This window comes from Peribacillus sp. NJ4, assembly GCF_030348345.1.
GTDB lineage: Bacteria > Bacillota > Bacilli > Bacillales > DSM-1321 > Peribacillus.
The window spans coordinates 1164558-1190625 of sequence record NZ_JAUCFQ010000001.1; the positions used below are offsets into that span (position 1 = coordinate 1164558).

The window sequence follows — 26068 nt, forward strand, 5'->3', positions numbered from 1 at the left end:
TCGGTGAACATATAAAAAAAACCTCTGTCTGAAAGCTCACCTTTCACAAAATGGTATAATTAGGATATAGTTAGTGGATTGGGTTAAAGGGGGAATATTCTTGAATATAGCTAGAATCATCTTAGGAATCATTGTTTTTGCTTTATCAGCTACACAGCTAATTACCGGGAATGTTAAGTTGTTACCGTATAGCATGTTTTTCCTGGGGTTAATGATGCTGGTGATTGGAATTACCGAAATTCAAAAGGATCGTAAAGGATTCGTGGGGTATATGTGTCTAGTTGTCTCGCTATTAGTTCTCTTTACCGTCATTCTGAGTTTCTTAATATAGAATTAGTTTTTACCTAAAGATCTTAATGGGGGGTCTTTGTTCATCATTGGGATATAGATTTGAAGTTCATAACAAAACAAGGGGGGCTCTTGCAGCTCTTTTTCTTATGTGCTTAAATGGCTGATTCGATTGATAAGACAATATATAATTATGGTAAAATATAGATGAAGTGGTTGTGAAAGGGATGTAGTTTTAGTGGGAATTGTGTGGATCTTCATTATTTTTATTGGTTTTTCTCTCTTTATAGATAAATTTTTAAGGAAATGGTTTGGTGTAGATAAGAAAAAGATAGCCGATACCCCTGGTAAGAAAGTGGATCGGTGGGGAAGAGCCATCATTGCATCCATTTATTTATGTACTTTCTCCTTTGTTACAGAGGACCCATATGTCATGAAGTTGTATCTGATGTCCTTTTTAATTGTATTAACTGGTTTTCAGTTGTTCTTGGAATGGAAGTACTTGAAAAACGCAAAAGAACATGTCATTACAATAGTTCAGCTTCTGTTAGCCTTAGTGATAATGTATAATGTGGATTATTTTATATAGGTTGGATGGTACATAAGGAGCAGATAATTTGAAAATAATGAGAGAAGCAACAAGCGGGGATATGGAAGCTGTGTATATGATGGGCCATGATGTTTGGGGAGACAAAATGGCAGCTAACGAATATATAACGATGTGTCGGAATTCCAGTAAATATAAAAAAGGTAAGTGGCATGTTTTAGAAGAAACGGCTACAAAAGAGCTATTAAGTTCCTTGATTGTATATGAATTAAATCCCTCGGAAGCCTTGATTGTCAGAGGAATCGGTTCAATTGCCACCCCGATGCATTTGAGGAAAAAAGGATATGCATCGCTATTGATCCAGAAAGTGATAAACGATTTAGAGCAGAGGATGAATTGTACTGACTTTTTCCTATATAGCGATATTGGAACGGCATTTTATAAAAAATTGAACTTTATTGAACTCCCTTCCACTAAGCAAAAATATGAGGATAGTATTTGTTTGTATTATTCGAATGAAAAGGATATGGACTCCATATCCTATGAAATCCCAAATTATTTTTAGTGGAATAGATATAGGGCTTTTAACATGAGAGTTGCTCAGGCAGCTCTTTTTTTTATGGAGCTAACTGGGCAAATAGCGACTGTAATTTTAAAAATTTAAATGCAATAATTGGGACATTCGTTTAAATAACTAACAAGTAAATGAGGGGGAGTCTTATGGAGAGGATTAATTATTCTATTGTTGATGTGTTTTCAAATGGAAAATATACAGGAAATCAACTCGCGGTTTTTAAAAACGCTGGAAATGTTCCAGATAATGAAATGCAACAAATAGCCAAAGAAATTAATTTTTCAGAAACTACCTTTATCTTGTCTGATTCAAAAATTGATGGCGGTTATGATGTCCGGATTTTTACACCTAATGAAGAGGTTCCTTTTGCTGGCCATCCGACTTTAGGAACTGCATACATCATTCAAAACGAAGTATTGGATGAACCATTGGAAAACATTATTTTAAACTTTAAAGGTGGTCAGATAACAGTATCATTCAATAATCAGGAAGAACTTATATGGATGAAACAAAATGAACCAACTTTCGGCCGGATTTTAGATGAAAATAAAATTTCTGAAGTTTTAAATATACATAAAGAAAACATAGATGATAGATTTCCCATTCAGGAAGTTTCGACTGGACTACCAGTGATTGTTGTCCCATTAAAATCATTGGATGCCGTTAAAAAAGTAAAGGTGAATAGAGAAAAATATTTTGAGTTAATTGAACATACTGAGGCAAAAGCCATTATGGTTTTTTCTCCAGAAACGTATAACTCGAAAAATGATTTAAATGTTCGAGACTTTGCAGATTTTTATGGTATCCCCGAAGATGCAGCTACTGGTAGTTCTAATGGATGTTTAGCTTCTTACTTAGTTAAATACCGGTATTTTGAAAATAGTGAAATAAACGTTCGCGTAGAACAAGGATACGAAATCGGAAGGCCTTCTTTGTTGTTTTTAAAAGCAGGGGATGATACCGGGAAAATCAACGTTCATGTAGGAGGTAAAGTAGTGAAAATTGCTCAAGGTGAATGGTTCCTTTAATAACCTAACATTCTAACAGGTGCTTTGCTTCAAAATAGTAAGGTTGCTGAGGCAGCCTTTTTCTTATTGAACTTAGCTTCGCTATTAATCTCGTGACCCTATTTTTCTTTCGCAAAATAAAAAGTCCCACAAAAAAATCCCCCCAAAAGGAGGCATTCCATATGAATAAAGAATCAATATTAATCGTAGAAGACGAAGAGAAAATCTTGAGACTGCTTGAATTAGAGCTTGAAATCGAAGGCTACCGAATCGGAAAGGCAATGGACGGGAATGAAGCACTTGAAGTATATGGATCAGGAAAATGGGATTTGATCTTATTGGATGTCATGCTTCCAGGCATTAGCGGAATCGAGCTGCTTCGTAAAATTCGTACGAAAAACACTTTTACACCTGTCATCCTGTTAACGGCAAAGGGCTCGGTTGAAGATAAAGTTTCTGGTCTTGATCTCGGCGCGAATGACTACATTACAAAACCCTTCCAAATTGAGGAATTGCTTGCTCGAATCCGTGCGGTTTTAAGAATGCGAACTGCAGCACCTTTAATGGAAGATGACGGCAATGAATGGCTAAATACTGCTGATTTAAGGTTAAATGTCAAAACGCGCGAAGTCATCAGAGGCGAAAATGAAATTGACCTAACCCCAAAGGAGTATGATTTACTTCTTTATTTACTGAAGAATAAGCGTCAAGTGCTAAACCGGGATCAAATTCTGGAAGCGGTCTGGGGGTATGATTTCTATGGAGAAACAAACGTAGTGGATGTGTATATCCGATATGTTCGAAAAAAGCTCGAATATGGCTTTGATGCGCCACTTATTCATACTGTAAGAGGCGTTGGCTACGTCATGAAGGAAGCCAAATGAGACTTCGAAGGAAAATAAATTTATATACAACGGTGTTATTCATTTTCCTGCTGCTTTTGATGAATGTTTCGATTTATTTTGTTTTCAGTAAACAGGTGATGATGAATGAACTTAATCGTGCGAAAGCGGAGACAGAGAAAATGGCATTTGATGTTAGTGAAAATGTAAATCGTATTTCACCAAATGATTTACTCCGTGCCTATGTGCCTATAGATGGCATGGTTGGTATTGTAATAGAGGGTCAAAGGCAAGGAACAGTTGTTACATCCAATTCTGAAAAACAGTTATGCAATCGACCTAGCAGCTTTTACCCAGGTGAGGAGAGCGCGATCATCACTTTTGATCAGAAAAAGTATGTGTTCGTTTCAAACCCGATCGTTTGGGGGGATGGAAGTGTAGTTAATCTTCAAATAACCAAAAGCATTCTAGCAACAGAAGAAATGCTCGCTGTTCTTCGCATTGTATTAATTGCTGTAACGGTCATCGCCATGATTCCTGTTTTGATATCAAGCAGTATTCTCAGTAATTTCATTGCTCGTCCGATTCGCTCGATGATTGAAACGATGAAAGAGATTCAAACAAGTGGCCAATTTAAGCGACTCAGCCTAGAAGAAAATTCAAAAGATGAACTTGTGGAAATGGGGAAAACCTTTAATCACATGATCGATTTGTTACAGGCTAACTTCGAGAAACAGGAACAATTCGTATCAAATGCTTCACATGAATTAAAAACACCGCTAACTGTCATCGAAAGCTATGCAAGTCTTTTGCAAAGAAGGGGTTTAAAGCGTCCTGATTTGTTTGATGAATCAATAGAGGCCATTCATTCTGAAGCCATTAGAATGAGAGAGATGACAGAGCAATTGCTCCTGCTTGCAAAGCATCAGGAAAAATGGAATATAGAGAAGGAAAACGTAAATCTGACTGATATCATGGCAGATTTAGCAAAAGTGTATAAAAATGCGTACGATCGAACAGTGGAGATTCATAGCAGCGATGCAATTGAAGCATTAACGGACGTTCAAAAGTTAAAACAGCTTTTGTTCATTTTTTTGGATAATGCAAGAAAGTATAGTGACGAGCATATCTCAGTTTACATAGGAAAAACAGGTAATGAAGCATATATCCACATCGAAGACAGCGGGGACGGAATCCCAAAGGCTGAATTGCCAAAAGTGTTCGATCGCTTTTATCGTGTAGATGAAGCAAGAAGCCGAAAGCAAGGCGGATCAGGATTAGGGCTTTCCATGGCAAAGGAAATTGCCGAGGCAATTGATGTCCGGATTGAAATGGATAGTCTCGAAGGCAGGGGAACAATCGTCACTCTTTTATTTACTTAAGTCCCTTTACTGAAAGAGATTTAAATAAAAGAATGGGTGAATTCTTATTTAATTAAGCCAGAATGACGTTGGATGGGTGATACGATGAAGAGTAGAAGATTGCTGGTACCAGTTGGGTTAATTGTCGTGTTTGGTCTGCTTTCATTTGTCGGATTTCAATGGTGGGCTCCATCATTATCCGCGGAAAACTTGACTATAGAAGTAGTGAACCAGTTAGCAAAGGATAAATATCCTGGAACCATTATTAAGACAACGAAAAATGATGGTGAAGAATATCAGATTGAAATGCAGCTTGAAACTGGGGTATATCAAATTAGGATGGATGCAGAAAGTGGGGAAGTTAATTTCATAAAAAGGAAGAGGTTGACTAAAGAAACTTCAGATCATGCAACTGAAGAAACGACGAAAAAAACACCTCAAAAGCAACTAACTCAAAAAGAAATAAAGGAACGTATTTCCGCAAAAGGTGATCTGGAACAAATTGATTTTGTGCAGGAAAAAGACAACTCCTATTATAAAGCAGTTGTAAATAAGAATAATGAAAAAACCACATTAATACTCGACCCATATACAGGAGCCATTATTGACTCAACGAAGGTAGCAGATAGTATCATTACAGAGAAAGAAGCAATTGCGATTGCCGAAAAACATGTAAAAGGAACAGGTGATGATACGGAATTTTATCAACCCCCGAATCAGACACCCTATTATTTGGTCGAAGTTGAATTGGAAGACGATCGTGACGCAGTTGTCCAAGTGGACGGTTACACAAAAGAAGTAAAAACAGTCACATGGGAAGATGATGATGATGATGTGGATGATAATGATGACTCTAAATAAAACAGTTTGCTCAAAACTGAGAAAACCAAGAGATGTTTCCCATCACATTTCAATCTTTCTTTCCGCTAAAATAAAAAAGGGTGATACCAATTAGATGTCTAATGGGTATCACCCTTTTTTGTTGAGTAAGGGAAATGCAAAACAAAAGAGAAGAAATTGTAATAATTCTCACCATTTTCTAATCCTTCTATCATTTAACTCTAATTTAATAACTTTAACATGGAATTAGCTTAAAAGAAGGTTTCATCCATGTAAAACGAAGCCAAATAAGATCATTGGATGAAAGGCATCTGGATCATTGTACATACTCTTTTTTAGAACATTACCTTCTATAACAATTTAACAAAGAATTGCAACGGAAAGGAGAATGATGAATGTCAATCATTTCGAGTATTTTGGATTATAACAAGACGTTTGTCGATCAAAACAAATATACAGAGTTTCAAACGACAAAATATCCAGATAAAAAGATCGTCATTATAACGTGTATGGATACCCGTCTATTGGAATTGCTTCCAAAGGCGTTGGGTTTAAAAAATGGGGATGCGAAAATCATTAAAAACGCAGGAGCTATTGTTTCTCACCCCTTTGGCAGTATTATGCGCAGTATCCTTGTCGCTATTTATGAGCTGAAAGCGGAGGAAGTATGCGTGATCGGACATCACGGATGCGGTATGGTGGGGCTTCAATCCTCTTCACTTCTTGATGCCGCAAAGCAGAAGGAAGTCAGTCAGGAGCATATTGATATCCTAACAAACTCTGGTATTGATTTATCAAAATGGCTGTCAGGTTTTCAATGCGTGGAGGAGAGTGTTACAAATAGTGTCCGTTTGATCAAAAACCATCCCTTATTACCGGATTCCATTGCCGTTCACGGTATGGTCATCCATCCCGAAACCGGTAAATTGGATCGAATCATAGATGGATATAGCAACGTTGTCAGCAACGATGAAATACATATTCAATAAAAGAAGGAGCGATAAAATGATGGGTTCTAGCAGGCTTGAAGGATACAACTTTGGCCATTTTCAGAAAGACCTGGTTGCCGGCGTGGTAGTTGGGATTGTAGCAATTCCTTTAGCGATGGCTTTTGCCATTGCTTCAGGGGTAAGACCAGAATACGGACTATACACATCAATCATAGCTGGAATCATGGTCTCCCTTTTAGGCGGATCGAGATATCAAATTGCAGGCCCGACTGGAGCTTTTGTCCCGATCTTGTTGGGAGTGGTCATGCAGTACGGATATGAAAAACTGTTAATCGCCGGTTTCTTGGCAGGTATCATGATTTTTCTTTTAGGTGTGTTCAAACTGGGGAGATTCATCAAGTTCATTCCGCGTCCAGTTACCATCGGCTTTACTGCTGGAATTGCTGTGATTATCTTTTCTGGCCAGATTGCCAATTTCTTTGGACTCAGTAACTTAAAAAAAGAAGAAGTCTTTCTTTTAAACATGAAAGAAATCTTATTGAACTTCAATACAGTTAATATCTACAGTGTACTGGTGGCTATCATAAGTTTAACTCTCGTCATATTAACTCCAAAATATTTACCGAAAATCCCTGGAGCATTGCTGGGATTGATTATATCAACTCTAGTGGCCACCTTTTTCTTTCCTGATCAGGTAGCGACCATTGGATCGGCTTATGGCGCCATCCCTAATGCATTGCCCCATTTTCAGTTCCCCCATATCACTGTCAGCCTAGTGATTGAACTCCTTCCGGCAGCTTTGGTCATTGCCATGCTTGGAGGAATTGAATCACTATTATCCGCTGTAGTGGCAGACGGCATGACCAACAGTAAACATAACAGCAATAAAGAACTGATGGGGCAAGGATTGACCAATATGATTACGCCATTATTTGGAGGCATTCCAGCTACAGGTGCCATCGCCCGTACCGCAACGAATATTAAAAACGGTGCAGTTTCCCCTATATCAGGTGTGATACATGGGTTGGTAGTATTGCTGGTGTTAGTCAGTTTAGCTCCTTATGCTTCTGCCATTCCTTTGGCAAGCATGGCTCCCATTCTTATGTTTGTCGCATGGAACATGAGCGAACGCCAAGAATTTTCGCATATCTTAAAAGCAAAAACCATGGATTCGGTCGTATTGATCGTCACCTTCTTGTTAACAGTTTTGATTGACCTGACAACAGGAGTTGGAATCGGTTTACTATTAGCTATTCTATCTTTTGTTAAACTAATGAGCGGTACACTGAAATTAACAAAGGTTTTACCAGATCCAGCTGATAAACTAGTTAAACCGGAAATGGTGCAACAAGGTTCAAGCTGCCCGCAGATAAACATTTATACGATAGAAGGACCTTTATTCTTTGGTTCAATCGAAAGGTTGCAAGAAGAAATCGAAGAAATGATGCGTTCTAAACCAAAAGTCCTCCTATTAAGAATGAGCAATGTGTCATTCATTGATACTTCGGGTGAAGCACTTCTCACCGACATTGTGAAGCAATTCAAGTCCCACAAACTACAAGTGTTGATTTCCGGGATTCAACAGGAACCTAAAGAAATGCTCGAAAAAACCGGTTTTATTAAACTGGTTGGTGAAGAACGGTTCTTTTCCAATACGGGTGATGCCATTAATGAAGCTTTATCCAAACTGGATGAGAACCGTTGTAAAGGGTGTAAACAATTTGCTTTTGATGAATGTACGGTACTCTCCCAGCAGGTTCCAAAGCCTGCGGTATTAAAACAGAAAAGAAAAAGGGAGATAGGGTTAACATGACCCTTATCAAGAAAGATCAATTCACGAAAATTAAGGCATCCGCTTTTGGCAGATGCCCTTTTTTCTAATCAACTATCTTCTTGATTCACCATGGCTATAAATGAATACGGTAGTAGTCAGGAAGGTTACAAGTAGAAGTAACTCAAATACAAATAGATTCATGAAGACACAATGGAGAGGGAGGGACAGAAGCCTCTCAGCCATAGCGAAAAGCCGGATTTCAATACTTCTTGAATCCGGCTTTTCGTTATTACTCCTTATTGAAGAGTTTTGGGTAGACATGGTGAATTGTGGTCAAAGTATACCTCATAGTATCGCCATTCATAAATGATGTTCAATTAATCACTGAGGTGTTTGATCTTAATATTATGAAAGACCGCTTTGCCTCCCTCTGAGAAGAGGGATATTCCTTTATCATCAAATTCAGGGAATATTAAATTTGAATGTGCAATCTTTCCATCATCCACAAACACCTCAATACTTGTTTTATCAATGAGGATCTTTAAGTGAACATGTTTCTTGCTAGCATCATATGGAGCAATGCTTTTAATATATTGATTACTTTCGTCAGGGTGTTCGGTAAAAGTTCGATTGACATAAGAGTAGTTTTCTTCTGCAAAAATTCCTACGTCAATGTGGCGTGTTCGATCTGCTGATTCTCGAAGCCTTAAGCCTACATTGTTTATGTCTGACCAATTGATATCCGTCTCCAATTGATATACATCACCTTTTACATCTAGTGTTTTGGAACCATTCACTTCAATTTGTTCATAGGAATCCGTTGAACTCGTCAATTCTTTCAATGCTTTGATAGGTTGTGAAGATAAATAATATAGGTTGTTGCCCCCATGTTTTAGCCCGATTTGGCGAACGATGGAATCCATTCCATTAAAGCCCTCTTTCAAGGTCGGAGTATTATCGGCATAGGCCCAATTATTCATCCAAGCGAGAGCATACCGTTTGTTGTATTTATCGCTTTCTGTCCCATCTTCAAATGTAACTCCACCATACCAATCGAAGCCATAATCCAACCATTGCGGTTCATTGTAATCTGGGAAGAATTCCATTCCATCAAAGCTTCCAGTCCAATAGGCGTATGTGTTTGGTTTACCATTGGATTGCCCATTAGCACTGACACCAAGTACCCATTTTAAAGTCCCGTCATCCGCCCGTAACAAATAAAGGTCCGGGCACTCTACAAGACCTATGTTTTTCGTGACAAAACCGCTCATATACTGCCAATCTTTTAGGTTGTTAGACTTATAAAAACCTATTTTTGTTCCCTCAGCCATGACCATAATCCATTTATGATCACTGTCATCCCAGATGATTTTTGGATCTCTAAAATCTTTCGTTCCTGGATTTGAAATGATGGGATCATCACTGTAGGAGGTAAATGTTTTACCGTTGTCCGTACTATACCATAGAAATTGTTCCTGTTTACCGCCATCCTTGGAGGGCTGCGTAACAATTGCCACAAGAGCATCTTTTCCAAAGCCTGCCGTATTTTCCTTGTCCACAACGACTGATCCCGACCATGGATCTCCATTATCATTGGTATATTTCGGAATGGCTATCCCTTGATCACTCCAATGCACCAAGTCCTCTGAGGTTGAATGACGCCATTCTGTTCCATTTCCATCCGGATAATCCCCATTATAGAGGTAAAAGTAATGGTACTCACCATCAATGAAAATCGGCCTCTGAGGATCGTTTTTCCATTTGTCAGGTACAGTGAAATGGTAGTTAGCTCGATACGATTCCTCTTTATGCTTAACTGGTAAAGTTGATTTGACTAGATAGACTAATAATCCGGCAATGAACAATCCAAGTATTAATAGAGCCAACGACTTAAAACCTTTCTTAGTAAAAACTATTTTGTCCAAGTAAATCACCACGCTAATAAAAAAAGAAAATGCCAATTTAATAGACATTTTCTTTTTTTGATTTATTTTGTAAAAATTAGGGTTAACATTGAATTATTGGTTATTCGTTAGTTGACCCTGTTCCTGAATACTATCTTCTATCACAGCTGTATTTGGCCCTTTAATGTTAAGTGAAAAACTTGGGGCAAAGGTAGATTTATGGTCTTTAAAATAACCTCTATTTGTCATGTAACTTGTAATAACTACATTATCGCTTTCCGGTTGTGGGATAGCATAGTGAGCGTATGTCCAAGTAATATCATAAGGATTAAGATCTTGATGTAAGACAATTCCGGTTTTATTTAACGGTTTGTATGGGCCAGTTAAAGAATTTGCCACGTAGCCTAACATGTAAATATCTTTATCATCAATTCCATCAATGGTCATTTTTGATCCTCTTGTACTTGTGAATAAATACCATTTTCCGTCCTTTTTAAATATGTTAGGACGTTCAATTTCATCTGTTACTGTATTCGAAACAATCAAGGGTTTCATTTCGTTTTTTAATGTATAATCATCGTTTATTTCAATGATGCCAATTGCACCATTTGCTAATTCAGCTAAACCTTTTTTAGAGCTTTGCAGAAGTTTATCCTTTTCAGCTTGGAAGAATTTATTGCTGTTGCCATAGTAAGCACTGTTGTAAAGGGATTCTTCTCCTTGGTAACCATATTCAGTCCCAGTATTCGCTTCAAAAACAAGGTATTTACGACCCTTATCTTCAATATAGTGAGGATCTCTTAATGTATGATTATCACTAAAATTTTCATCAGCGAAAGCTTTATCATGTGATTGATAAAACTTGCTGTCTCCGCCTTCATAGATGGATTTGTAATCTTCTACGCCATCCACTTGCAATGTACCAGCACCTGACTCAGATAAGTTTACTTGAGCTGTCGTTAATGTTTGTTTACCGTATTGCTTGGAATCTGGTGAAAACTGTCCGCGATTTGTATAGAATAAGCGAACTTCTCCATCAGACGTGAAGGTTGCAGAACCGGACCACTCTTCTGATTGATTTTTTAAATAAGGATCATTTGGAACATTTTTATCATTATCATCAAATACTCTGCCAGCATTTTTCCAAGCATCAATGGATGTTTCTCCAACTTTTTTGTAGAACAAGTAAATGAACGTGTCACTACCATTTTCAGGGTCTCCAGCCAATCCGAATACGATATGATAGCCCTTATATTCTGCCACTGTACCATCAGCGTTTTGTAATGGCCAGGTATCCCATACATCCATATCAATTAAATTTCCTGATTTGTCATACTTTTTTGCTGAGGGAATGTTTTTTATTGTTGATTCGTCAAACTTGGGAACTGTAAACTTTGCATCGCCTTGTTGATTAATCATTTTTTGCATGTCGTAACGAGTGATTTGTGAAGTGCCATACTTTTCATTGTGATCTAATGGGTCTTTTGCCGCCGCGAAAGTTTCTGAGCGACTGCCTCCTAATAAGATAACTGTACTAAGTGTTATTACTGTTGCTTGTTTGGCAAGCCTGTTAAGGTTCATATGCCTTCCTCCTAGAATGTTTATTAGTATATAGAAATAAAGTCTAGTGGAACGATTACTTTTTGGGAGTAACAGTCCCGCCTGTTTGAAGTACTAATAAAATTATAGGTTAGTCTTAATTCTATGGATATGTCATATATTGATTAGAATTTAGTCTTATATTGATATCATAGTTTTCGCCGTACAAAAAAATGCCCCAACAAAGGAGGCAAGAAGTGTACAGAAGTCCTATTTTATTCGCTGGAAGCCCGTTCCCATGACCTCTGAAACTCGTGTAGTAATTGATCACGACTTAGCTTGTTTCCTACATATAGTTGCATGGCAGCCCCAAATTCTTCTCTTATTCCAACAGGGAAATCATACCAGTTTGAGTGTAACGTTTTTCCTTCTTTATAATACTGAATCGTTTCATCAGCAAGAGGTCCTAAATTGTCAGCTTCAATGTTAGTGAAAGCAGGAATGAATTTAAAGCGTTCTGTCAAAAACATTTTGCCTTGTTCGGAAGAAACCATCCAATTTAAAAATCTCTTCGCTTCTTTCTTCTTTTCTGGTGTGGTTTGTTTGTTTACAACCCAATAATTCGGTACGCCGACCATCAAGGCTTCCTTCTTAGGTTGATCATTTATTGGTATTGGCATAAATCCGATGTTCATATTCGGTGCTTGTTGATCGATCATCGGCTGTATCCAGTTTCCTTGTTGGATAATCGCTGCATTTTCTGAAGTGAATAGATTCACTTCCATGTTGTAATCGGTTGTTAGCGGGTTATTGTTTCCATACTTTAATGTTACATCCAACAAATTGATTAGATCATTGAATTTTTGATTATTATATATTTTTTCAGTTCCATCATTTAGGCCTTTTATAAAAGCCGGTGGATCTTCTTGCTCTGTAAAACCGACATTCATTAAGTGGTCACCCAATTTCCACTCTTCATAATATCCAGTTGCAAAAGGAGTAACCCCTGCTTTTTGCAATTTTTCAGCCACTGCTATTAATTCAGTCAGCGTTTTGGGTAATTCATCGATTCCTTCCTTATTAAATATATCCTTATTATAGATGAATCCGTACCCTTCCAGATTAACCGGCATCCCATGAATTTTCCCATCGAATTTCATAGGGGTTAACGCATCTTCATATGCATGTTCAACCCAGGGTTGGTCAGAAAGATCCTCTAAATATTCACTCCACTGTTTGGCATTTTCGTATCCGCTGTTTGTGAAAATATCAGGACCATTGCCAGTGGCCATTTTTGCTTTCAAATCAGCAAGGTTATCCATAGCCCCGCCAACCGTGTGAACCTTTATATCTACATTTGGATTTTCTTTTTCATAAGCAATCACCATTTGTTCGAACTGCGTAGAAATTTCAACTTTCGGATTCCTTACATTCAAAGTGATTTTTCGCTCTGAAATTTCCGGTTTTTTTGTTCCGCTCTCGGTCTTTGTTTGACATGCACAAAGTGATAGGCTCAATATTCCGATTAAAAATATGTTTAGTATCTCTTTTTTCATCATGTCACCCCTGCAATTTTCTAATTAAGGTGAATTATTTACTTCTGATCTGCATTCTTTTCACCGTTTCGGTACTCGAATGGTGTCATGCCAACCACTTTTTTGAATAGTTTTGAAAAGTATTTCTCATCCTGATAGCCGAGCATTAAAGAGATGGAGTAAATACTTTTTTCGGTTTCTCTTAACCAGCGTTTTGCTTGGTCAGTTCTTAGTTTAGTGACGTATTTGGACAGGAGCATTCCGGTTTTTTGTTTGAACTTTCTTGAGATATGCTCGCGACTTAAGAAGAATACATTCGATAGTTTTTCTAAACTCAATTCTTCCATGTAATATTTTTCAACATATGAAACGATGTCCTCTATGCGACGTGCAACATCCAAGTCATCCAAACGGTGGATGGATCTGAAGTTTTGATTTTTCATTGCTTTTTGTAATGACTTAAAGGAATTGTGTATATCCCCTAATGATTCCAAGGGCTCGCCACAAACAAGGCGAACAGGAATATCAAATTGATGACTGATCCACTCTTCAACGGATAACCAATGGTCAGGTATGGTGATCACTAGACAAAGATTATGATCATTCTGAAGCGAAAATACATTTCCGATTTTCCGCTCAACAAGTTCGTCAGCGAGTAACTGGATGTAGGGGGCAGGATGGTGCATTTGATAAAAGGAAATTAATGTAAGGGTGTATCCGTCTGCTTTTGGAAGATATGACTCAATATCTTTTTTGTCGAAGTGTTCCCCCATACAAGCGGCAGTAACTAATTGATTACTCCGAAACCTTTTAACATCTTCATATACACCGGTATCTTCATTAGCACGAACTTCCTCTTCATTCGCCCATGATTTAACGGCTTCTTCCAGTGTTTTGTTAAATGCATCAGCTTCAATCGGTTTCAACAAATAATCGAAGCTGCTAAACTGAATTGCTTTACGCATAAATGAATAGTCGTCAAAACCCGAAATTAAAATCACTTTACCAGGATAAGAAATGGAATCTAGCCACTCGATTAGTTCCATACCGCTCATTCCAGGCATTTTCACGTCTGTAAAGATGATTTCCGGACTTTCCTTCTCTATCATTCTTTTTGCATCATCGCCATTACTTGCTTCTAATAGTTGGGTGATACCGTATTTTTCCCACTGCCCCAAATGGCGTATTACGTCACGTACATTGAACTCATCATCGACAATTAAAGTTTTCACAGATTTCATCTCCTTATATGAATGAGTTAAAGTGTCCGTTTTTGAATAGCTACGAAGCAATCTATTCATTAGCAAGCGGAAATTCTAGTGGAATCACTATTTTAACGGAAAATCCTTGTCCTTGATACGTATCCACTTCCAGGCCTGCTTTTGATCCATAATTTAGAACTAAACGATCATAAATATTTTTCAGACCGATATGATTATGTGAATATGTGCTTTCATGTGGGGACGCGTATATATTTTCCCGTAATATTTGAAGCTCCGCCTGAGTCAAACTAGGACCCGAATTTTCAACGATGAGGTGTAAAAATTCTCCTTGTATTTCTCCATGAATAGTTAAATGAGCATGATAGAAACCTTCTTCATAACTGTGTTTAAAAAAGTTTTCAACGAGGGGCTGAAGAATCATACTTGGAATCGTCATATCAAGAATCGTCTCGCTTATTTTAATAGAATAGTTCACATTGTCTCCAAAACGCTCCATTTGAAGGTTTAGGTATGCTTCTATATAATTCATTTCATCTCGAACCAACACCCATTGGTTTGCCTTAATGGAGTAGCGCATCATTTTAGATAGTGACGTCAATAAATGGTAAACTCCTGGAGAATTAGATCTTAGGGCAACTGCACCAATAGATTGTAACGAATTAAATAAGAAATGCGGATTAACCTGAGATTTTAATGCTCTGAATTGGTTTTTTCTATTTTCTATTTCGAGTTTATATTCTCTTTCAATGTGTAGATTGATTCGGTTCATCATATCCTTCATATGTTTTTCCAGCTCACCAATTTCGTCTTTTCTTCCATCATCAAAGGGGACATCCATATTTCCACCTTTTATTGTTCTCACTTTCTTGCTAAGAAGTTTAATGGGACGAGTGATTCTGTATGAAATAATACCAATCATTAATAGCCCTAACAAGCCGACTATTAGTCCAACGATTATATTTGTATAGGCAGTCTTTCGGACATCATCGAATAATACATGATTAGGGGTTATCTTAACTAATTTCCAATGATTTAGTGTTCCTGATAATGTTTTGGTTAAGATAATATCTTCACCCGTAATCTGCTTTTTAAAATCAGGAGTAACGGATTTTCCTATAAGGGACCGATCATTTGCATACATGACATTGTTATGTGAATCCATAAGTATTACAGATTCTTCATCCTTTTGAACAAGGCTGTTACATATACGGGCATAGGCATCCAAATCTATATCAATTGTAATTATTCCGAGATATTCGTTTGAAGGCACATCGACTATTTTATGGTGAAAAGTCATCACCATTGTGTCGTCCGATTGGGGAATGATCGCTGTGTCATTGTAATTTTGAATTTGATGTGGCGGCTCAATCATGTAATTGGAGTCAGAGCTATAAAATTGTTTTATCGGCTCCTCATTTAATAAATCGGGTTGAGGTTTCCGGGCGCTGACCGTCGCATTATAAACTGTAAACGATTCTTTATCCTTATCAATATAAAACCGTACTTGACGGATTTCGTTTCGCGTCAGATAAAAGGTTTCTAAACTTTTTTCCATCGCAATCGGGTTAAAATATATCGAGTCTTCAAAACCATTCTTGAAAATCCGGAATAAATCGGGATTTCGATATAATAGATAGGGAAGATTAATCATGTCATCAAAGTATTGCTCCAGTTCTTCAGCGTTATTCTGAAGTTGTTCTTGGCTATTTTCAAGCTCATGTCTCTCCACACTATTTTTTGTATAGCTGTAAATCAGAAACACTGATAGAAAATACGGTAAGATGATAAAAAGAAGTAACATTAACAATAAGCGACTTTGAATGGTTTTCACAGAAGGTGCCCCTTTCGCTAAAGGCCCATTATTTATTTCATGCAGAGTTTATATAAACGTTACAAACAAATAATCCTTAGCTCCATTTTATTATGATGCAGTTTTTTTGCTTTATTTAGTCAGTCTTGAATACTATTTTAAAACTATATCAAATAAACACGTATCGTCAACAAGGCATAAACACGTGATGCGCATTAAGAACATGGAACAAAAAACTATTCGATTTAAAAAAACGGGAAATTCATAATTTCTCATTTTTCAAAAATGGAAGAAGGAAGAGTATAAAGGAGCTTGTCTAGAAGAGTTTTGAATGTGTGTGCTGACAAATCAGGTGAAGTTCCATAAAGTAAAAACGCATGCCCGAATTAAGAGCATGCGTGAACTATTATTCTTTTATGATATCCAACTCTTTCAGGGTATCCAGTGTAATCGTTTTGGCTTTACTTCCGCTGCCATCCAAGTTCGTGGCGAAGGCCCATTTGCCTTTGTCCGTTTCGATGTAACCCACATACCAGCCCAATCCCATATCGGAAAGGCGTGTACCGGTTTTTCCATGGAGGACATATGAGTCTGCTTCTTCATTGATCATGATTCTCTTAACGGTTCTCATATGCTGCTTATCGATAGGCAGTTTTTCCTCTACAAGGTTTTCGATGAACTGGACTTGTTCCCGGGCAGAAATCTTTATGCTGCTGTCCAGCCAGAACTGATCGATCCCACCGGAGATATCACGATTGCCGTAATCGATTAGTTTCACATATTGCTGCATGTTTTCCGCCCCGATATCGCGGGCCATTGCTTGATAATACCAGATCACAGAATGCCTCATGGCTGAAGCCAGCGTATGATCCCTGTTCCAATCTTCAAATTCCCTGATTACGCCATCCCAGCGCTTCACTTCATATTCATCGCTCACCGCTTTTGTCTGTAAGCCGATTAATGCATTCGCCACTTTGAATGTCGATTCTGGAGTGTAGCGTACTTTACTTCGCTGTTTGTTATAGATAAATACTTTATCATTTTTTAAGTTTTGGAGAACCATCGTACCTTCCGCACCATCGAAAGACTCCCCGATATCCATTTCTTTCACCTTTTGATCGTTTGCACTTGCATGAATCGAGCCCATGGAACCAGTGACTAGCAGGACAAGAATGAAACATAACGCTTTGATTTTCATTACACACTCTCCTTTAAGGCATGGATTGATCGATCATCAGAAATACAGAGTAATTTCCAAAAAATAAGTTGATAGCTAAAGTATACCTATTCCCGGTAAAAAACGAAACCTTATTCTTGGATTCTATCTAGATGTATCAATCAAGGAGGAATGCAGCGGGTAGCTAATGAATATATAGAGCAAACGATAGAATGGATTCAATGGGAGGAATCTATCATGAAGGTTAACCAAGGAAAAATAAATAGTAATGAAAAAGAAATTACATACACGCATATTGAAAATGGAAGCCCAGCCGTTTGTTTTATGTTTTCTGGTGCGGGTTACACGTATGAGAAGCCGCTATTTTATTATTCGACAATGATCATGCTTCAAACTCAGTATGATGTCGTGCATATTCATTACTCTTACGACCAGGATATATTCAAGCATCCGTTGGTAGATATCACAAAAGTGATAGTTAATGATATTAATCCCGTCATAACTGAAGTTCTTCAAAATCATGAATATCAAGAAACTGTATTTTTGGGCAAATCACTTGGTACCATACCAATCATCAACGGAATTATGAAAAGTGAGCAGTTTATGAATTCCAAGATGATTTTGCTTACGCCACTATTGAAGTTCGATTCGATTTTTGAAGGGTTATTAAGCAGCCACCATTCAGTACATATAATAATAGGAGAAAAAGATCATCATTATATTCCAGGTAAAATTCAAATGATTGAAACAAAAACGAATATAAGTATGGATAAAGTCCCCAATGCTAATCATTCTTTGGATAGTGAACCTTTGAATACTTCAAGGTCGATTACCATGCTAGAAGGTGTAATGAAAAGAATGGAAGAGTTCTTAAAGATATAACTCATTTAAGTTAGGGTAAACGGGAAATAACGAACGAAGGAGATAAAAATATGAATCTTTGTTTTATTGGGGGAGGAAATCCTTTAACAGGGGAACTTGATGAGGTCATGAAGCGGATAGCCACTTATGTTGAACCTGAAAGCAGGGTTTTGATCATTCCGTTTGCTACAGAACATGCAAAACGGGATGGATGGTTTCAATCTGCTAAAAAATCATTCAACGATATAGGTGTTGAGAATATTCAGCTTCTTAATGATGAACTTGGCAATGAAGAAATGAAAGCAAATATATCAGTTCAAGATGTACTTTACTTCACTGGAGGAAGACCCGAAATATTAATGGAATGTATGGTCAATAAAGGTTTGATACAAACGGTAAAGGAATTCAAAGGTTTAATGATCGGTGTTAGTGCAGGTGCGCTGGCTTTTTGTAAGGATTGCCTTATAACGAAAGACGAGGATTATCCTGAAACTCAAATACTGAGAGGACTTGGATTGGTGGACTTTAGTGTCGAAGTCCATTATGAAGAATCTGTGGATGAAGAACTGATACTTTTATCAAAGGAGAGGGATATATATGCCATCCCAAATGGAGGGGCCCTATTTTGGAATGATGAGGGGTTAACATCGATTAAGAACATTTTTCACTTTAGTGACACTAAAAAAATAAACAAAAGAAGGAAAGTGATTCTTGAATCGGGTTGTGTTTGGAGCCCTTCTTCTTAAGGGTAACGGAAAAGGATAGGGTATAATAGTGGGCAGTGATCGTTTAGATTATGAAAGGAGTTAAACATGGAGGAAATTCAATCAATTGATGAATACATTATGCAATTTCCCGAAGAAGTTCAGGAGATACTGAAAACGTTAAGAAAAGTCATAAAAGATTCAGCACCGGCTGCAGAAGAAAAGATCAGTTATCAAATGCCCACTTTTGCTTTGAACGGAAATCTGGTGCATTTCGCTGCCTATAAAAAACATATTGGATTCTATCCAACTCCAAACGCGATCTCTGCTTTTGAACATGCTTTATCTGAATACAAATGTTCAAAAGGGGCCGTTCAGTTTCCACTTAACAAACCAATTCCTTATGAAATAATAACCAAGATGGTTACATTTAGAGTGGAAGAGAATAAGAAGAAAGCAGAAGGTAAATTGAAAAAGAAAAAATAATTTCGACTATTATCAGAATTTACAAAACACTAAATGTAAGCTGTAAGAAGCTTAAAATCAACTGGAAAGAGAAAGGAAGGAATAATATGTTTAAAAAATTATTCGGTAACAAAGAAAAAGTGGAACAACTGCTTGCTCCTATAAATGGACAAGTAATAAATATTGAAGATGTTCCGGATCCGGTATTTTCCGGTAAGATGATGGGGGACGGAATAGCGATTCTTCCTGAGGAGGGGCTGGTAGTTTCTCCTATTGATGCAGAAGTGATCCAGGTTTTTCATACTAAACATGCTTTGGGCCTTCGCACGAAGCATGGCATTGAATTGTTAATTCATATTGGATTAGAAACAGTGAACCTGAAAGGCGAGGGATTCGAAGTACATGTCACAGAAGGGCAAAGGGTAAAAGCAGGGGACAAGCTTGTTACATTTGATATTGAATTTCTGAAATCCAAAGCTCCAAGCATCGTAACTCCGATTGTTGTCACGAATGGCGACCTGGTTGAAAAAATAGAAAAAACAGATAGTACACAAGCAAATATTAAGGAAACACAGATTATGAGTGTTTATTTGAAGTGAAATAAAACGTCAAGTGCCTTCTATATTAGAAACTTCTAAACAAGAAAAACAGTCCTTGCTGGCGAATGCTGGCAAGGATGTTTTTACTATAAACCCATCACATACAGCTGCAAGACTTCAGCTTCACTTAGCACAGTGAACTATTCCAAGTGCACATACCCCAAATCACTACTAAAAGATTTAAGATCGTTAATTAACTGGTTAATATTTTGGCTTGGACCGCTATCATATAGAGCATTTCTAAATTTTAAGAACTTAGTCCCCTTTTCTATTAAACTATTCAATAGCACATTTTCAGGGAATCTTAGTGTGGATATCTTAGGCATATCATTCCATTCCTTGCTAGCGAAACCATGGTTCCATGTAAATGATATATCGGGATTTTTTTCCATTAGCCTTTTCACTTGCCAATCCATAGAGCGTTCTGAATAGTCGCAGCTGCCAATACCGGTATTTAAACAATCATACATTGCCTGTAAAATTGAAAGCCAAATACCATCAACATCATCCCAATCATAAAAGCTCGAGAGAAATTGATCTTGATAAGATATAATGACTGTGCCGTATAAGGAAGTTCCTTTTGAAGTAAATAACTTTTGATTTCCCAGTTGCTTGGCGCTTGAGTGATGGATTGGGATAAAATCTCCGTTAGCTAATAAATGTTTATTAATAATTGCATCATAACTATTTTTTGATATATATGTTTGAATGGTAACCATCTATGAACCACCTATCCCATAAGGTAATGTTGTCGTTTCCCATCTATTTTTGACCTGTGCTACGATTGCAAAACGTGTATTGCTCTACTTGCATAATAGGTGGTGCTTCGAGCGTTTGTTTAGCTATAGGAGAACGAAATGATTGGGCTGAATCCTGGTAAAATAACTGAAAGCAAAACCAGTAAAGAAAATGTTCCGGATACTTTATGTTTTAATACTATTTTTCATAAGCTTACCTCCTTGAAATAATTATTTAATTTTAGTAAAACATGGAATTATAAAGTTATTATTTCAAAAAAGAAAAGATGTGTTTTAGTTATGAAACCCAAATTGAACATCTGGTATACGAATGCAAAAGGGCGGCAGTCTGCTAATTTTTATGCGCAAATGCTACCACCATCCAATGTTGAAGCAACAAGGGAAGAGGCAAATACTCCTTGAAAATTTCATAAGGTAAACTCTCAGGTTGTTTTAAAATTGAATTATCCTGTTTAATATTTGAAATTCACTTTTAAGTAGGTGAATTATGGATGCTCCCAGTGGCTAAGGTTGTATCTGTTCAATTTGAATGCAATGACTGCTGCAAGCAGGAAAATCGAAAAATGCAGCGAATAGAAGGTGAGTGAACAAATAAATCAAGCGAGGGTGAATTGGATGGGAGTTCAAGCAGAAAAGATCTTTGTAAACTTGCCTGTTAAAGATTTGGGTGCCTCAATGGAATTTTTCACAAAGGTCGGCTTTGAATTTAACGAGCAAATGACCAATGAAAATGCAACGTGCATGGTTATCAGTGAGTCCATATATGTCATGTTATTGGTGGAAGATTACTTTAAAACGTTTACCAAGAAGGATATCCCAGATCCAGCAACAACTACGGAAGCCATCGTGGCCCTATCGGTTAAAAGTAAGGAAGAAGTGGATGAGGTCGTGAATAGGGCACTGGATGCTGGTGGAAAGCCTTTTAATGAAGCAATTGATCATGGTTTCATGTACGGTTGGAGCTTTAAGGATATCGACGGTCATTCTTGGGAAGTGTTTTACATGGACGAAAGCGGATTTAATCAAAATTAAATCAAATGAAAGACACAATCCTTCACTTAGGATTGTGTCTTTTTTTGAAGTTCGGTGCCGTAGGTTTATTCATAACAATACCGGGCTAATATCCTTCCATTCATAAACCAATAGATTTATTTCAGCGCCAGCGATTTTGATTTTTTCGGTTTTAAGCAATTCAGAACCAAATGCCTCATAGAAGTATCGAGATTTATTATCTTCAAGTACCTCAACGAGAATGGTCTTGAATCCAAGTTCTTCAAATTTAAAAAATAATTCTTTGATAAGTTTCTTTCCTATTCCCATTCTTTGAAAATTTTCGAGGATATATATTGCAGTTAAATCACCCGAATCCTCAACTTTATTTGTTTCCCTTTTACCACCAGCTATAAATCCAACTATTTTCCCCTTGTCATTTTCTGCTACATAAATATGATTCCCATCACTGGATATATTCTTTATCCATAAATCTTTCCTTTTCTCATAAGACAGATTATCTAGAAAATCACTTGGTATTATATTTTCATAAGTGGTTCTCCAGCAATCCACATGGACTATTGCTATACCTTCAGCATCAGCAAGCGTTGCCTCTCTTACTATCATATTAATTCCTCCTAATTATCTTTTAGTTTGCTATACTTTCTATATTTTACTAATATTATCCATTTTACAACAAAGCTGTCCGAGATAGTCCAAGAATATCAACAGCCACTTTCAACAGTGCCTTTTTCCAACGAGTAATTTCGTCGATATATTCCTAATTTCGGAGATAAAACGATAGAATTCGTCGATATATTCCTAATTTCGGAGATAAAACGATAGAATTCGTCGATATATTCCTAATTTCGGAGATAAAACGATAGAATTCGTCGATATATTCCTAATTTCGGAGATAAAACGATAGAATTCGTCGATATATTCCTAATTTCGGAGATAAAACGATAGAATTCGTCGATATATTCCTAATTTCGGAGATAAAACGATAGAATTCGTCGATATATTCCTATTTTCGGGAGATAAAACGATAGAATTCGTCGATTTATTTCTGGTGAGTTGTGACTTCTGCAAAAAAAGAGATAAATCTTTAAAATGATATTGAAGATTGCTGAATAATTTGATAAAATAAAATAAATGAAAAGACTATGTGCAACTGGCGAAACACGGATAACCGTGAGGGAACACATAGTGTCGTAGCCGTTCGCCTGGGCAGAGGTAAGGGATTTTATCCCTTGCCTCTTTCTGTGTATTTACAGAGGATAGTAAAGGTTTAGAGAATGCAGATTTTCATGGTTTCAAAATTTTGTCAATATTTTGAAACTTCAAAACTATCATAACCAAAAAGGAGCAAACAAAATGAGCACAGTACTTTTAGAAAAAGTCAAAACGATCAAAGCGTTAAATAATATTGCCGAAAGCGGGCTAAATGTATTCAACAAAGGCGATTTTAAAGTCGACAATGACAGTGAAAACCCTGATGCAATCGTACTTCGCAGCTTTAACATGCATACTATGGAATTCGGCGATCAGTTAAAAGCAATCGCAAGGGCAGGGGCAGGAGTCAATAATATTCCGGTCGACAAATGCACAGAGCAAGGAATCGTCGTTTTCAATACACCTGGAGCTAACGCAAACGCTGTAAAAGAAATGGTGCTAACGTCATTAATGGCTTCATCTCGTAACCTGTTTGCCGGTGTGGCCTGGACAAAGACGCTGGAAGGCGAAGGAGAACAAATTCCAAAGCTTGTAGAAGCAGGAAAGAAACAATTCGTTGGTAAAGAAATCAAGGGAAAAACTCTTGGCGTAATCGGTTTAGGAGCGATCGGTGCACTTGTAGCGAATGATGCCCTGGATTTGGACATGGATGTCATTGGGTTTGACCCGTTCATCTCTGTTGATACAGCTTGGAACTTGTCCCGCAATGTACAACGCGCCATGACAATTGAACAATTGTTTGCAGAATCTGATTACATTACAGTACACGTTCCATTAACTGATGACACTAAAGGAATGTTTAACCAAGAAACATTTGGCATCATGAAGCCTGGCGTACATATCTTGAACTTCTCACGCGGCGAGCTAGTGAATGAAGCGGATATGGAAGCGGCACTTGAGAGCGGGAAAGTTGGCAGGTTCATCACCGACTTCCCGAATGAAAATGTGTTGAAAATGAAAAATGTCGTTCCAATTCCGCATCTTGGTGCCTCTACACTAGAATCAGAGGAAAACTGTGCCATCATGGCAGCTCGTCAGTTGAAGACCTTTTTAGAAACAGGGAACATCAAGAACTCTGTGAATTTCCCGAATACTGCCATTCCTTATACAGGAAATCGTCGTGTGGCAACTTTCCACGAAAACGTTCCTAACATGGTTGGGCAAATTACACTGGCTGTATCTGGCTTTAATTTGAACATCGCTGACATGGTTAACAGAAGCCGTGGGGGATATGCGTATACGATCATCGACATTGACGGTGAAGTAAACGGCGATATCATTCCTGGTTTGGAAGCAAAAATCAAACAAATCGAAGGTATCGTCACAACTCGTATTATCTAATTGGTACCGGAAGATAGATGATAAATAGTGAAAGCCTCAATTCCTTTAAGGAGTTGGGGCTTTTTTTAGGCTTGTTAATGTTTTTGAACAAAAAAAGCCACTTATTGTGGTGATCATATTAAACGTTACTCACGTGTTGAGAACCTAGGGATTACAACGAACTCAGCCTGGCACGGGTTATGCCAAGCAGCTCGATACAGTCAGTTGAAGTCAAAACTTCTTCCATCACGAATTGCTTAAGATCGAACTTCTCCAAGATTAAAAATCTGTCATGGTTTCACTTCCGTTTCTTCTTCATAATGTACAAACAACATCAAGTAGATTGCGAATAGAAGATGCAAATAAAGTGGAATATTCTTATCGTATTGAATGACAACAAATATGAAAATTCCATATAGCAAAATTGGAATGGTTAAAAGGATTCTGAGCTTAGTCACATGTCATCCTCCCATTTATCCTCAAATATTAATACATCAAGCATTTGAGCCACTTGAAAATCCTTTTCTGCAATTGCTTTTATTAAACTTGTACAATTATTTTCCCTAAGAACATCTGCTAATAATTGTAAATCCATTGTCATTACAGTTGGTTTCATAGTTTTACCCTCCTAATTTACCAAATATTCTGTCAGTTCTGTTATTACAATAGTATGAAGTACAGAGAAAATGCTGTCAATCAATATTCCATCTGTACTCATTTTGAGTTAATGGATTCAAAAGTTATCTACCAAAATCACTATCTCATATATTAATCTGCTTAGTTAGATAGTCACTGGTGTGCCTCTTTGCTTCCGTTCACTTCAGCACCTCGCCTTTTCCATTTGGGAAGGGGTTTATTTTTTGCCTTCTATGTAGGCATCAGGATTACATCAAAATGTAATATCATGATGGGAAACATTTGAAAAGATGACGTATCAGAAAATAATCCCTGAATTCTCAACCAACCTGTCAGTTCAAGAAGGCTTTTGGTAATTTGCTATAGTAAAGAATCGTCCCTAGGAAATACAGAGACGATTCACACCCTTTCTACACAGAAAGGATTACCCTATATTGTTCTGCCCCCAAAATTCTGATACTGATGAAGGATATTCGATGTTAAAAAAGCTCCAACAGGAGGTAATTGCTCGGTATAGGTATTACCACTAACAGGAAATTCATTCAGAGCTATATCAGTAGTGGCAATCCACGATCCAGACTCACCTGCTTGTAAAGAGGGAGGCTTCATAAGAAAACGTCCGCGTAAAATAAAATGTCGAACTCTAATCTGGAAATCATCAATAATGGTTAAGTTGCCAGAGAATGTGGCATAAGGTGAATCGAATGTGAGTTGTTTGGTGCTTTCATTCCAAAAGCCACTAATCGGAATAGGTGTACCACGAAAATTAGCCGTACCACTTACTCTATTATCTGTAATGGAGTTAATGTTAAGTGTTCCCCAAATAATCGTTCTGCCAGCTATTGAAGAGTGGATACCCCATACAGATGGGAATGGAAAGCTAACCGAAGCAGTTCCCTGTGAAGTTACCAATGCTATGCCCTCCCTTAAAGTTTGTTTATGTTCTGAGGAAGCTCCCTTGTTTATAGGAACAATCCAGTATATGCGGCACGAGCAGAATAATCCAATAAATAAAGGTGAAGCATTACATACCCTGCCTGTAAATACATTCTCTCCGAACCACCGTGGTAAACAAATATCCATAAAAAATCCGGTCTTCAAATGAAAACCGGATGTCAAAAAAATTTA

General features: G+C 37.4%; 26 protein-coding genes and 1 riboswitch. Of the genes, 15 read left to right on the forward strand and 11 right to left on the reverse strand.

Going from position 1 to position 26068, the window contains the following annotated elements; all coding sequences use genetic code 11:
* Nucleotides 1–100: 100 nt before the first annotated feature.
* The 9 genes from QUF94_RS05885 to QUF94_RS05925 all read left to right on the forward strand — a co-directional run bounded on the left by QUF94_RS05885 (nt 101) and on the right by QUF94_RS05925 (nt 8222).
* Complete coding sequence (locus QUF94_RS05885; RefSeq protein WP_289315021.1) at nt 101–331, forward strand: DUF3953 domain-containing protein; 231 nt, start codon at nt 101–103, stop codon at nt 329–331.
* A 195-nt stretch (nt 332–526) separates the two neighbouring features.
* Nucleotides 527–877, forward strand: a complete 351-nt coding sequence (locus QUF94_RS05890; protein ID WP_289315022.1) for a DUF4181 domain-containing protein — start codon at nt 527–529, stop codon at nt 875–877.
* A 28-nt stretch (nt 878–905) separates the two neighbouring features.
* The gene (locus tag QUF94_RS05895; protein WP_289315023.1) at nt 906–1400 is read left to right on the forward strand and encodes a hypothetical protein; all 495 of its coding nucleotides are present in this window, start codon (nt 906–908) and stop codon (nt 1398–1400) included.
* A gap of 155 nt (nt 1401–1555) precedes the next feature.
* On the forward strand, nt 1556–2437 hold the full coding sequence (locus QUF94_RS05900) for a PhzF family phenazine biosynthesis protein (protein ID WP_289315024.1): 882 nt from the start codon (nt 1556–1558) through the stop codon (nt 2435–2437).
* Between the two features lie 161 nt (nt 2438–2598).
* The gene (locus QUF94_RS05905; protein ID WP_289315025.1) at nt 2599–3300 is read left to right on the forward strand and encodes a response regulator transcription factor; all 702 of its coding nucleotides are present in this window, start codon (nt 2599–2601) and stop codon (nt 3298–3300) included.
* 59 nt (nt 3301–3359) lie between these two features.
* Nucleotides 3360–4640 (forward strand): sensor histidine kinase, encoded by a 1281-nt coding sequence (locus QUF94_RS05910; protein ID WP_353957739.1) that lies wholly within the window; start codon nt 3360–3362, stop codon nt 4638–4640.
* Between the two features lie 84 nt (nt 4641–4724).
* Nucleotides 4725–5480: a PepSY domain-containing protein gene (locus QUF94_RS05915; protein WP_289315027.1), complete on the forward strand. Its 756-nt coding sequence runs from the start codon at nt 4725–4727 to the stop codon at nt 5478–5480.
* A 374-nt stretch (nt 5481–5854) separates the two neighbouring features.
* On the forward strand, nt 5855–6448 hold the full coding sequence (locus QUF94_RS05920; RefSeq protein WP_289315028.1) for a beta-class carbonic anhydrase: 594 nt from the start codon (nt 5855–5857) through the stop codon (nt 6446–6448).
* 16 nt (nt 6449–6464) lie between these two features.
* Nucleotides 6465–8222, forward strand: a complete 1758-nt coding sequence (locus QUF94_RS05925) for a SulP family inorganic anion transporter (protein ID WP_289318294.1) — start codon at nt 6465–6467, stop codon at nt 8220–8222.
* Between the two features lie 338 nt (nt 8223–8560).
* Here QUF94_RS05925 and QUF94_RS05930 read toward each other — a convergent pair whose 3' ends face one another.
* From QUF94_RS05930 to blaOXA, 6 genes are all read right to left on the reverse strand, one after another.
* Nucleotides 8561–10108, reverse strand: coding sequence for a glycoside hydrolase family 32 protein (locus QUF94_RS05930; protein WP_289315029.1), 1548 nt, complete (start codon nt 10106–10108; stop codon nt 8561–8563).
* 93 nt (nt 10109–10201) lie between these two features.
* Complete coding sequence (locus QUF94_RS05935) at nt 10202–11668, reverse strand: glycoside hydrolase family 68 protein (protein WP_289315030.1); 1467 nt, start codon at nt 11666–11668, stop codon at nt 10202–10204.
* Between the two features lie 233 nt (nt 11669–11901).
* Entirely contained in the window at nt 11902–13182 is a 1281-nt protein-coding gene (locus QUF94_RS05940) for an ABC transporter substrate-binding protein (RefSeq protein WP_289315031.1), read from the reverse strand.
* A gap of 38 nt (nt 13183–13220) precedes the next feature.
* Nucleotides 13221–14393 carry a response regulator gene (locus QUF94_RS05945; RefSeq protein WP_289315032.1) on the reverse strand — a complete coding sequence of 391 codons (1173 nt, stop codon included), beginning with the start codon at nt 14391–14393 and terminating at the stop codon, nt 13221–13223.
* 61 nt (nt 14394–14454) lie between these two features.
* Complete coding sequence (locus QUF94_RS05950) at nt 14455–16215, reverse strand: cache domain-containing sensor histidine kinase (RefSeq protein WP_289315033.1); 1761 nt, start codon at nt 16213–16215, stop codon at nt 14455–14457.
* A gap of 385 nt (nt 16216–16600) precedes the next feature.
* Entirely contained in the window at nt 16601–17392 is a 792-nt protein-coding gene (gene blaOXA / locus QUF94_RS05955; RefSeq protein WP_289315034.1) for a class D beta-lactamase, read from the reverse strand.
* Nucleotides 17393–17608: 216 nt separating this feature from the next.
* Between blaOXA and QUF94_RS05960 the strand changes: the two genes are divergently transcribed.
* The 4 genes from QUF94_RS05960 (at nt 17609) to QUF94_RS05975 (ending at nt 20000) form a co-directional block, all read left to right on the forward strand.
* The gene (locus tag QUF94_RS05960; RefSeq protein ID WP_289318295.1) at nt 17609–18253 is read left to right on the forward strand and encodes an alpha/beta hydrolase; all 645 of its coding nucleotides are present in this window, start codon (nt 17609–17611) and stop codon (nt 18251–18253) included.
* A gap of 50 nt (nt 18254–18303) precedes the next feature.
* On the forward strand, nt 18304–18978 hold the full coding sequence (locus QUF94_RS05965) for a Type 1 glutamine amidotransferase-like domain-containing protein (RefSeq protein ID WP_289315035.1): 675 nt from the start codon (nt 18304–18306) through the stop codon (nt 18976–18978).
* Nucleotides 18979–19044: 66 nt separating this feature from the next.
* Nucleotides 19045–19422: an iron chaperone gene (locus QUF94_RS05970; RefSeq protein ID WP_289315036.1), complete on the forward strand. Its 378-nt coding sequence runs from the start codon at nt 19045–19047 to the stop codon at nt 19420–19422.
* Between the two features lie 86 nt (nt 19423–19508).
* On the forward strand, nt 19509–20000 hold the full coding sequence (locus QUF94_RS05975; RefSeq protein ID WP_289315037.1) for a PTS sugar transporter subunit IIA: 492 nt from the start codon (nt 19509–19511) through the stop codon (nt 19998–20000).
* Between the two features lie 140 nt (nt 20001–20140).
* On the opposite strand, the gene QUF94_RS05980 is transcribed toward QUF94_RS05975, so the two are convergent.
* A complete protein-coding gene (locus tag QUF94_RS05980) occupies nt 20141–20719 on the reverse strand; it encodes a hypothetical protein (RefSeq protein ID WP_289315038.1) in 579 nt (192 codons plus the stop codon).
* Between the two features lie 654 nt (nt 20720–21373).
* Between QUF94_RS05980 and QUF94_RS05985 the strand changes: the two genes are divergently transcribed.
* Complete coding sequence (locus tag QUF94_RS05985; protein WP_289315039.1) at nt 21374–21790, forward strand: VOC family protein; 417 nt, start codon at nt 21374–21376, stop codon at nt 21788–21790.
* 69 nt (nt 21791–21859) lie between these two features.
* Here QUF94_RS05985 and QUF94_RS05990 read toward each other — a convergent pair whose 3' ends face one another.
* Nucleotides 21860–22375: a GNAT family N-acetyltransferase gene (locus QUF94_RS05990; RefSeq protein ID WP_289315040.1), complete on the reverse strand. Its 516-nt coding sequence runs from the start codon at nt 22373–22375 to the stop codon at nt 21860–21862.
* A 533-nt stretch (nt 22376–22908) separates the two neighbouring features.
* Nucleotides 22909–22987: riboswitch (ZMP/ZTP riboswitch) on the forward strand.
* A 138-nt stretch (nt 22988–23125) separates the two neighbouring features.
* Here QUF94_RS05990 and QUF94_RS05995 point away from each other — a divergent pair.
* On the forward strand, nt 23126–24325 hold the full coding sequence (locus QUF94_RS05995; RefSeq protein ID WP_289315041.1) for a phosphoglycerate dehydrogenase: 1200 nt from the start codon (nt 23126–23128) through the stop codon (nt 24323–24325).
* A gap of 269 nt (nt 24326–24594) precedes the next feature.
* Here QUF94_RS05995 and QUF94_RS06000 read toward each other — a convergent pair whose 3' ends face one another.
* From QUF94_RS06000 to QUF94_RS06010, 3 genes are all read right to left on the reverse strand, one after another.
* A complete protein-coding gene (locus QUF94_RS06000) occupies nt 24595–24762 on the reverse strand; it encodes a hypothetical protein (RefSeq protein WP_289315042.1) in 168 nt (55 codons plus the stop codon).
* On the reverse strand, nt 24759–24920 hold the full coding sequence (locus QUF94_RS06005) for a hypothetical protein (RefSeq protein ID WP_289315043.1): 162 nt from the start codon (nt 24918–24920) through the stop codon (nt 24759–24761). The genes QUF94_RS06000 and QUF94_RS06005 overlap by 4 nt, the downstream gene beginning before the upstream one ends.
* Before the next feature lie 449 nt (nt 24921–25369).
* Nucleotides 25370–25852 (reverse strand): hypothetical protein, encoded by a 483-nt coding sequence (locus tag QUF94_RS06010; protein WP_289315044.1) that lies wholly within the window; start codon nt 25850–25852, stop codon nt 25370–25372.
* Between the last annotated feature and the right edge of the window lie 216 nt (nt 25853–26068).

Coding starts and splice junctions, on each gene's coding strand:
- QUF94_RS05900 (WP_289315024.1), top strand. CDS start 1,556: ATGGAGAGGATTAATTATTCTATTGTTGATGTGTTTTCAAATGGAAAA.
- QUF94_RS05905 (WP_289315025.1), top strand. CDS start 2,599: ATGAATAAAGAATCAATATTAATCGTAGAAGACGAAGAGAAAATCTTG.
- QUF94_RS05910 (WP_353957739.1), top strand. CDS start 3,360: ATGAATGTTTCGATTTATTTTGTTTTCAGTAAACAGGTGATGATGAAT.
- QUF94_RS05915 (WP_289315027.1), top strand. CDS start 4,725: ATGAAGAGTAGAAGATTGCTGGTACCAGTTGGGTTAATTGTCGTGTTT.
- QUF94_RS05920 (WP_289315028.1), top strand. CDS start 5,855: ATGTCAATCATTTCGAGTATTTTGGATTATAACAAGACGTTTGTCGAT.
- QUF94_RS05925 (WP_289318294.1), top strand. CDS start 6,465: ATGATGGGTTCTAGCAGGCTTGAAGGATACAACTTTGGCCATTTTCAG.
- QUF94_RS05935 (WP_289315030.1), bottom strand. CDS start 11,668: ATGAACCTTAACAGGCTTGCCAAACAAGCAACAGTAATAACACTTAGT.
- QUF94_RS05940 (WP_289315031.1), bottom strand. CDS start 13,182: ATGAAAAAAGAGATACTAAACATATTTTTAATCGGAATATTGAGCCTA.
- blaOXA (WP_289315034.1), bottom strand. CDS start 17,392: ATGAAAATCAAAGCGTTATGTTTCATTCTTGTCCTGCTAGTCACTGGT.
- QUF94_RS05960 (WP_289318295.1), top strand. CDS start 17,609: ATGAAGGTTAACCAAGGAAAAATAAATAGTAATGAAAAAGAAATTACA.
- QUF94_RS05965 (WP_289315035.1), top strand. CDS start 18,304: ATGAATCTTTGTTTTATTGGGGGAGGAAATCCTTTAACAGGGGAACTT.
- QUF94_RS05970 (WP_289315036.1), top strand. CDS start 19,045: ATGGAGGAAATTCAATCAATTGATGAATACATTATGCAATTTCCCGAA.
- QUF94_RS05975 (WP_289315037.1), top strand. CDS start 19,509: ATGTTTAAAAAATTATTCGGTAACAAAGAAAAAGTGGAACAACTGCTT.
- QUF94_RS05980 (WP_289315038.1), bottom strand. CDS start 20,719: ATGGTTACCATTCAAACATATATATCAAAAAATAGTTATGATGCAATT.
- QUF94_RS05985 (WP_289315039.1), top strand. CDS start 21,374: ATGGGAGTTCAAGCAGAAAAGATCTTTGTAAACTTGCCTGTTAAAGAT.
- QUF94_RS05990 (WP_289315040.1), bottom strand. CDS start 22,375: ATGATAGTAAGAGAGGCAACGCTTGCTGATGCTGAAGGTATAGCAATA.
- QUF94_RS05995 (WP_289315041.1), top strand. CDS start 23,126: ATGAGCACAGTACTTTTAGAAAAAGTCAAAACGATCAAAGCGTTAAAT.
- QUF94_RS06005 (WP_289315043.1), bottom strand. CDS start 24,920: ATGAAACCAACTGTAATGACAATGGATTTACAATTATTAGCAGATGTT.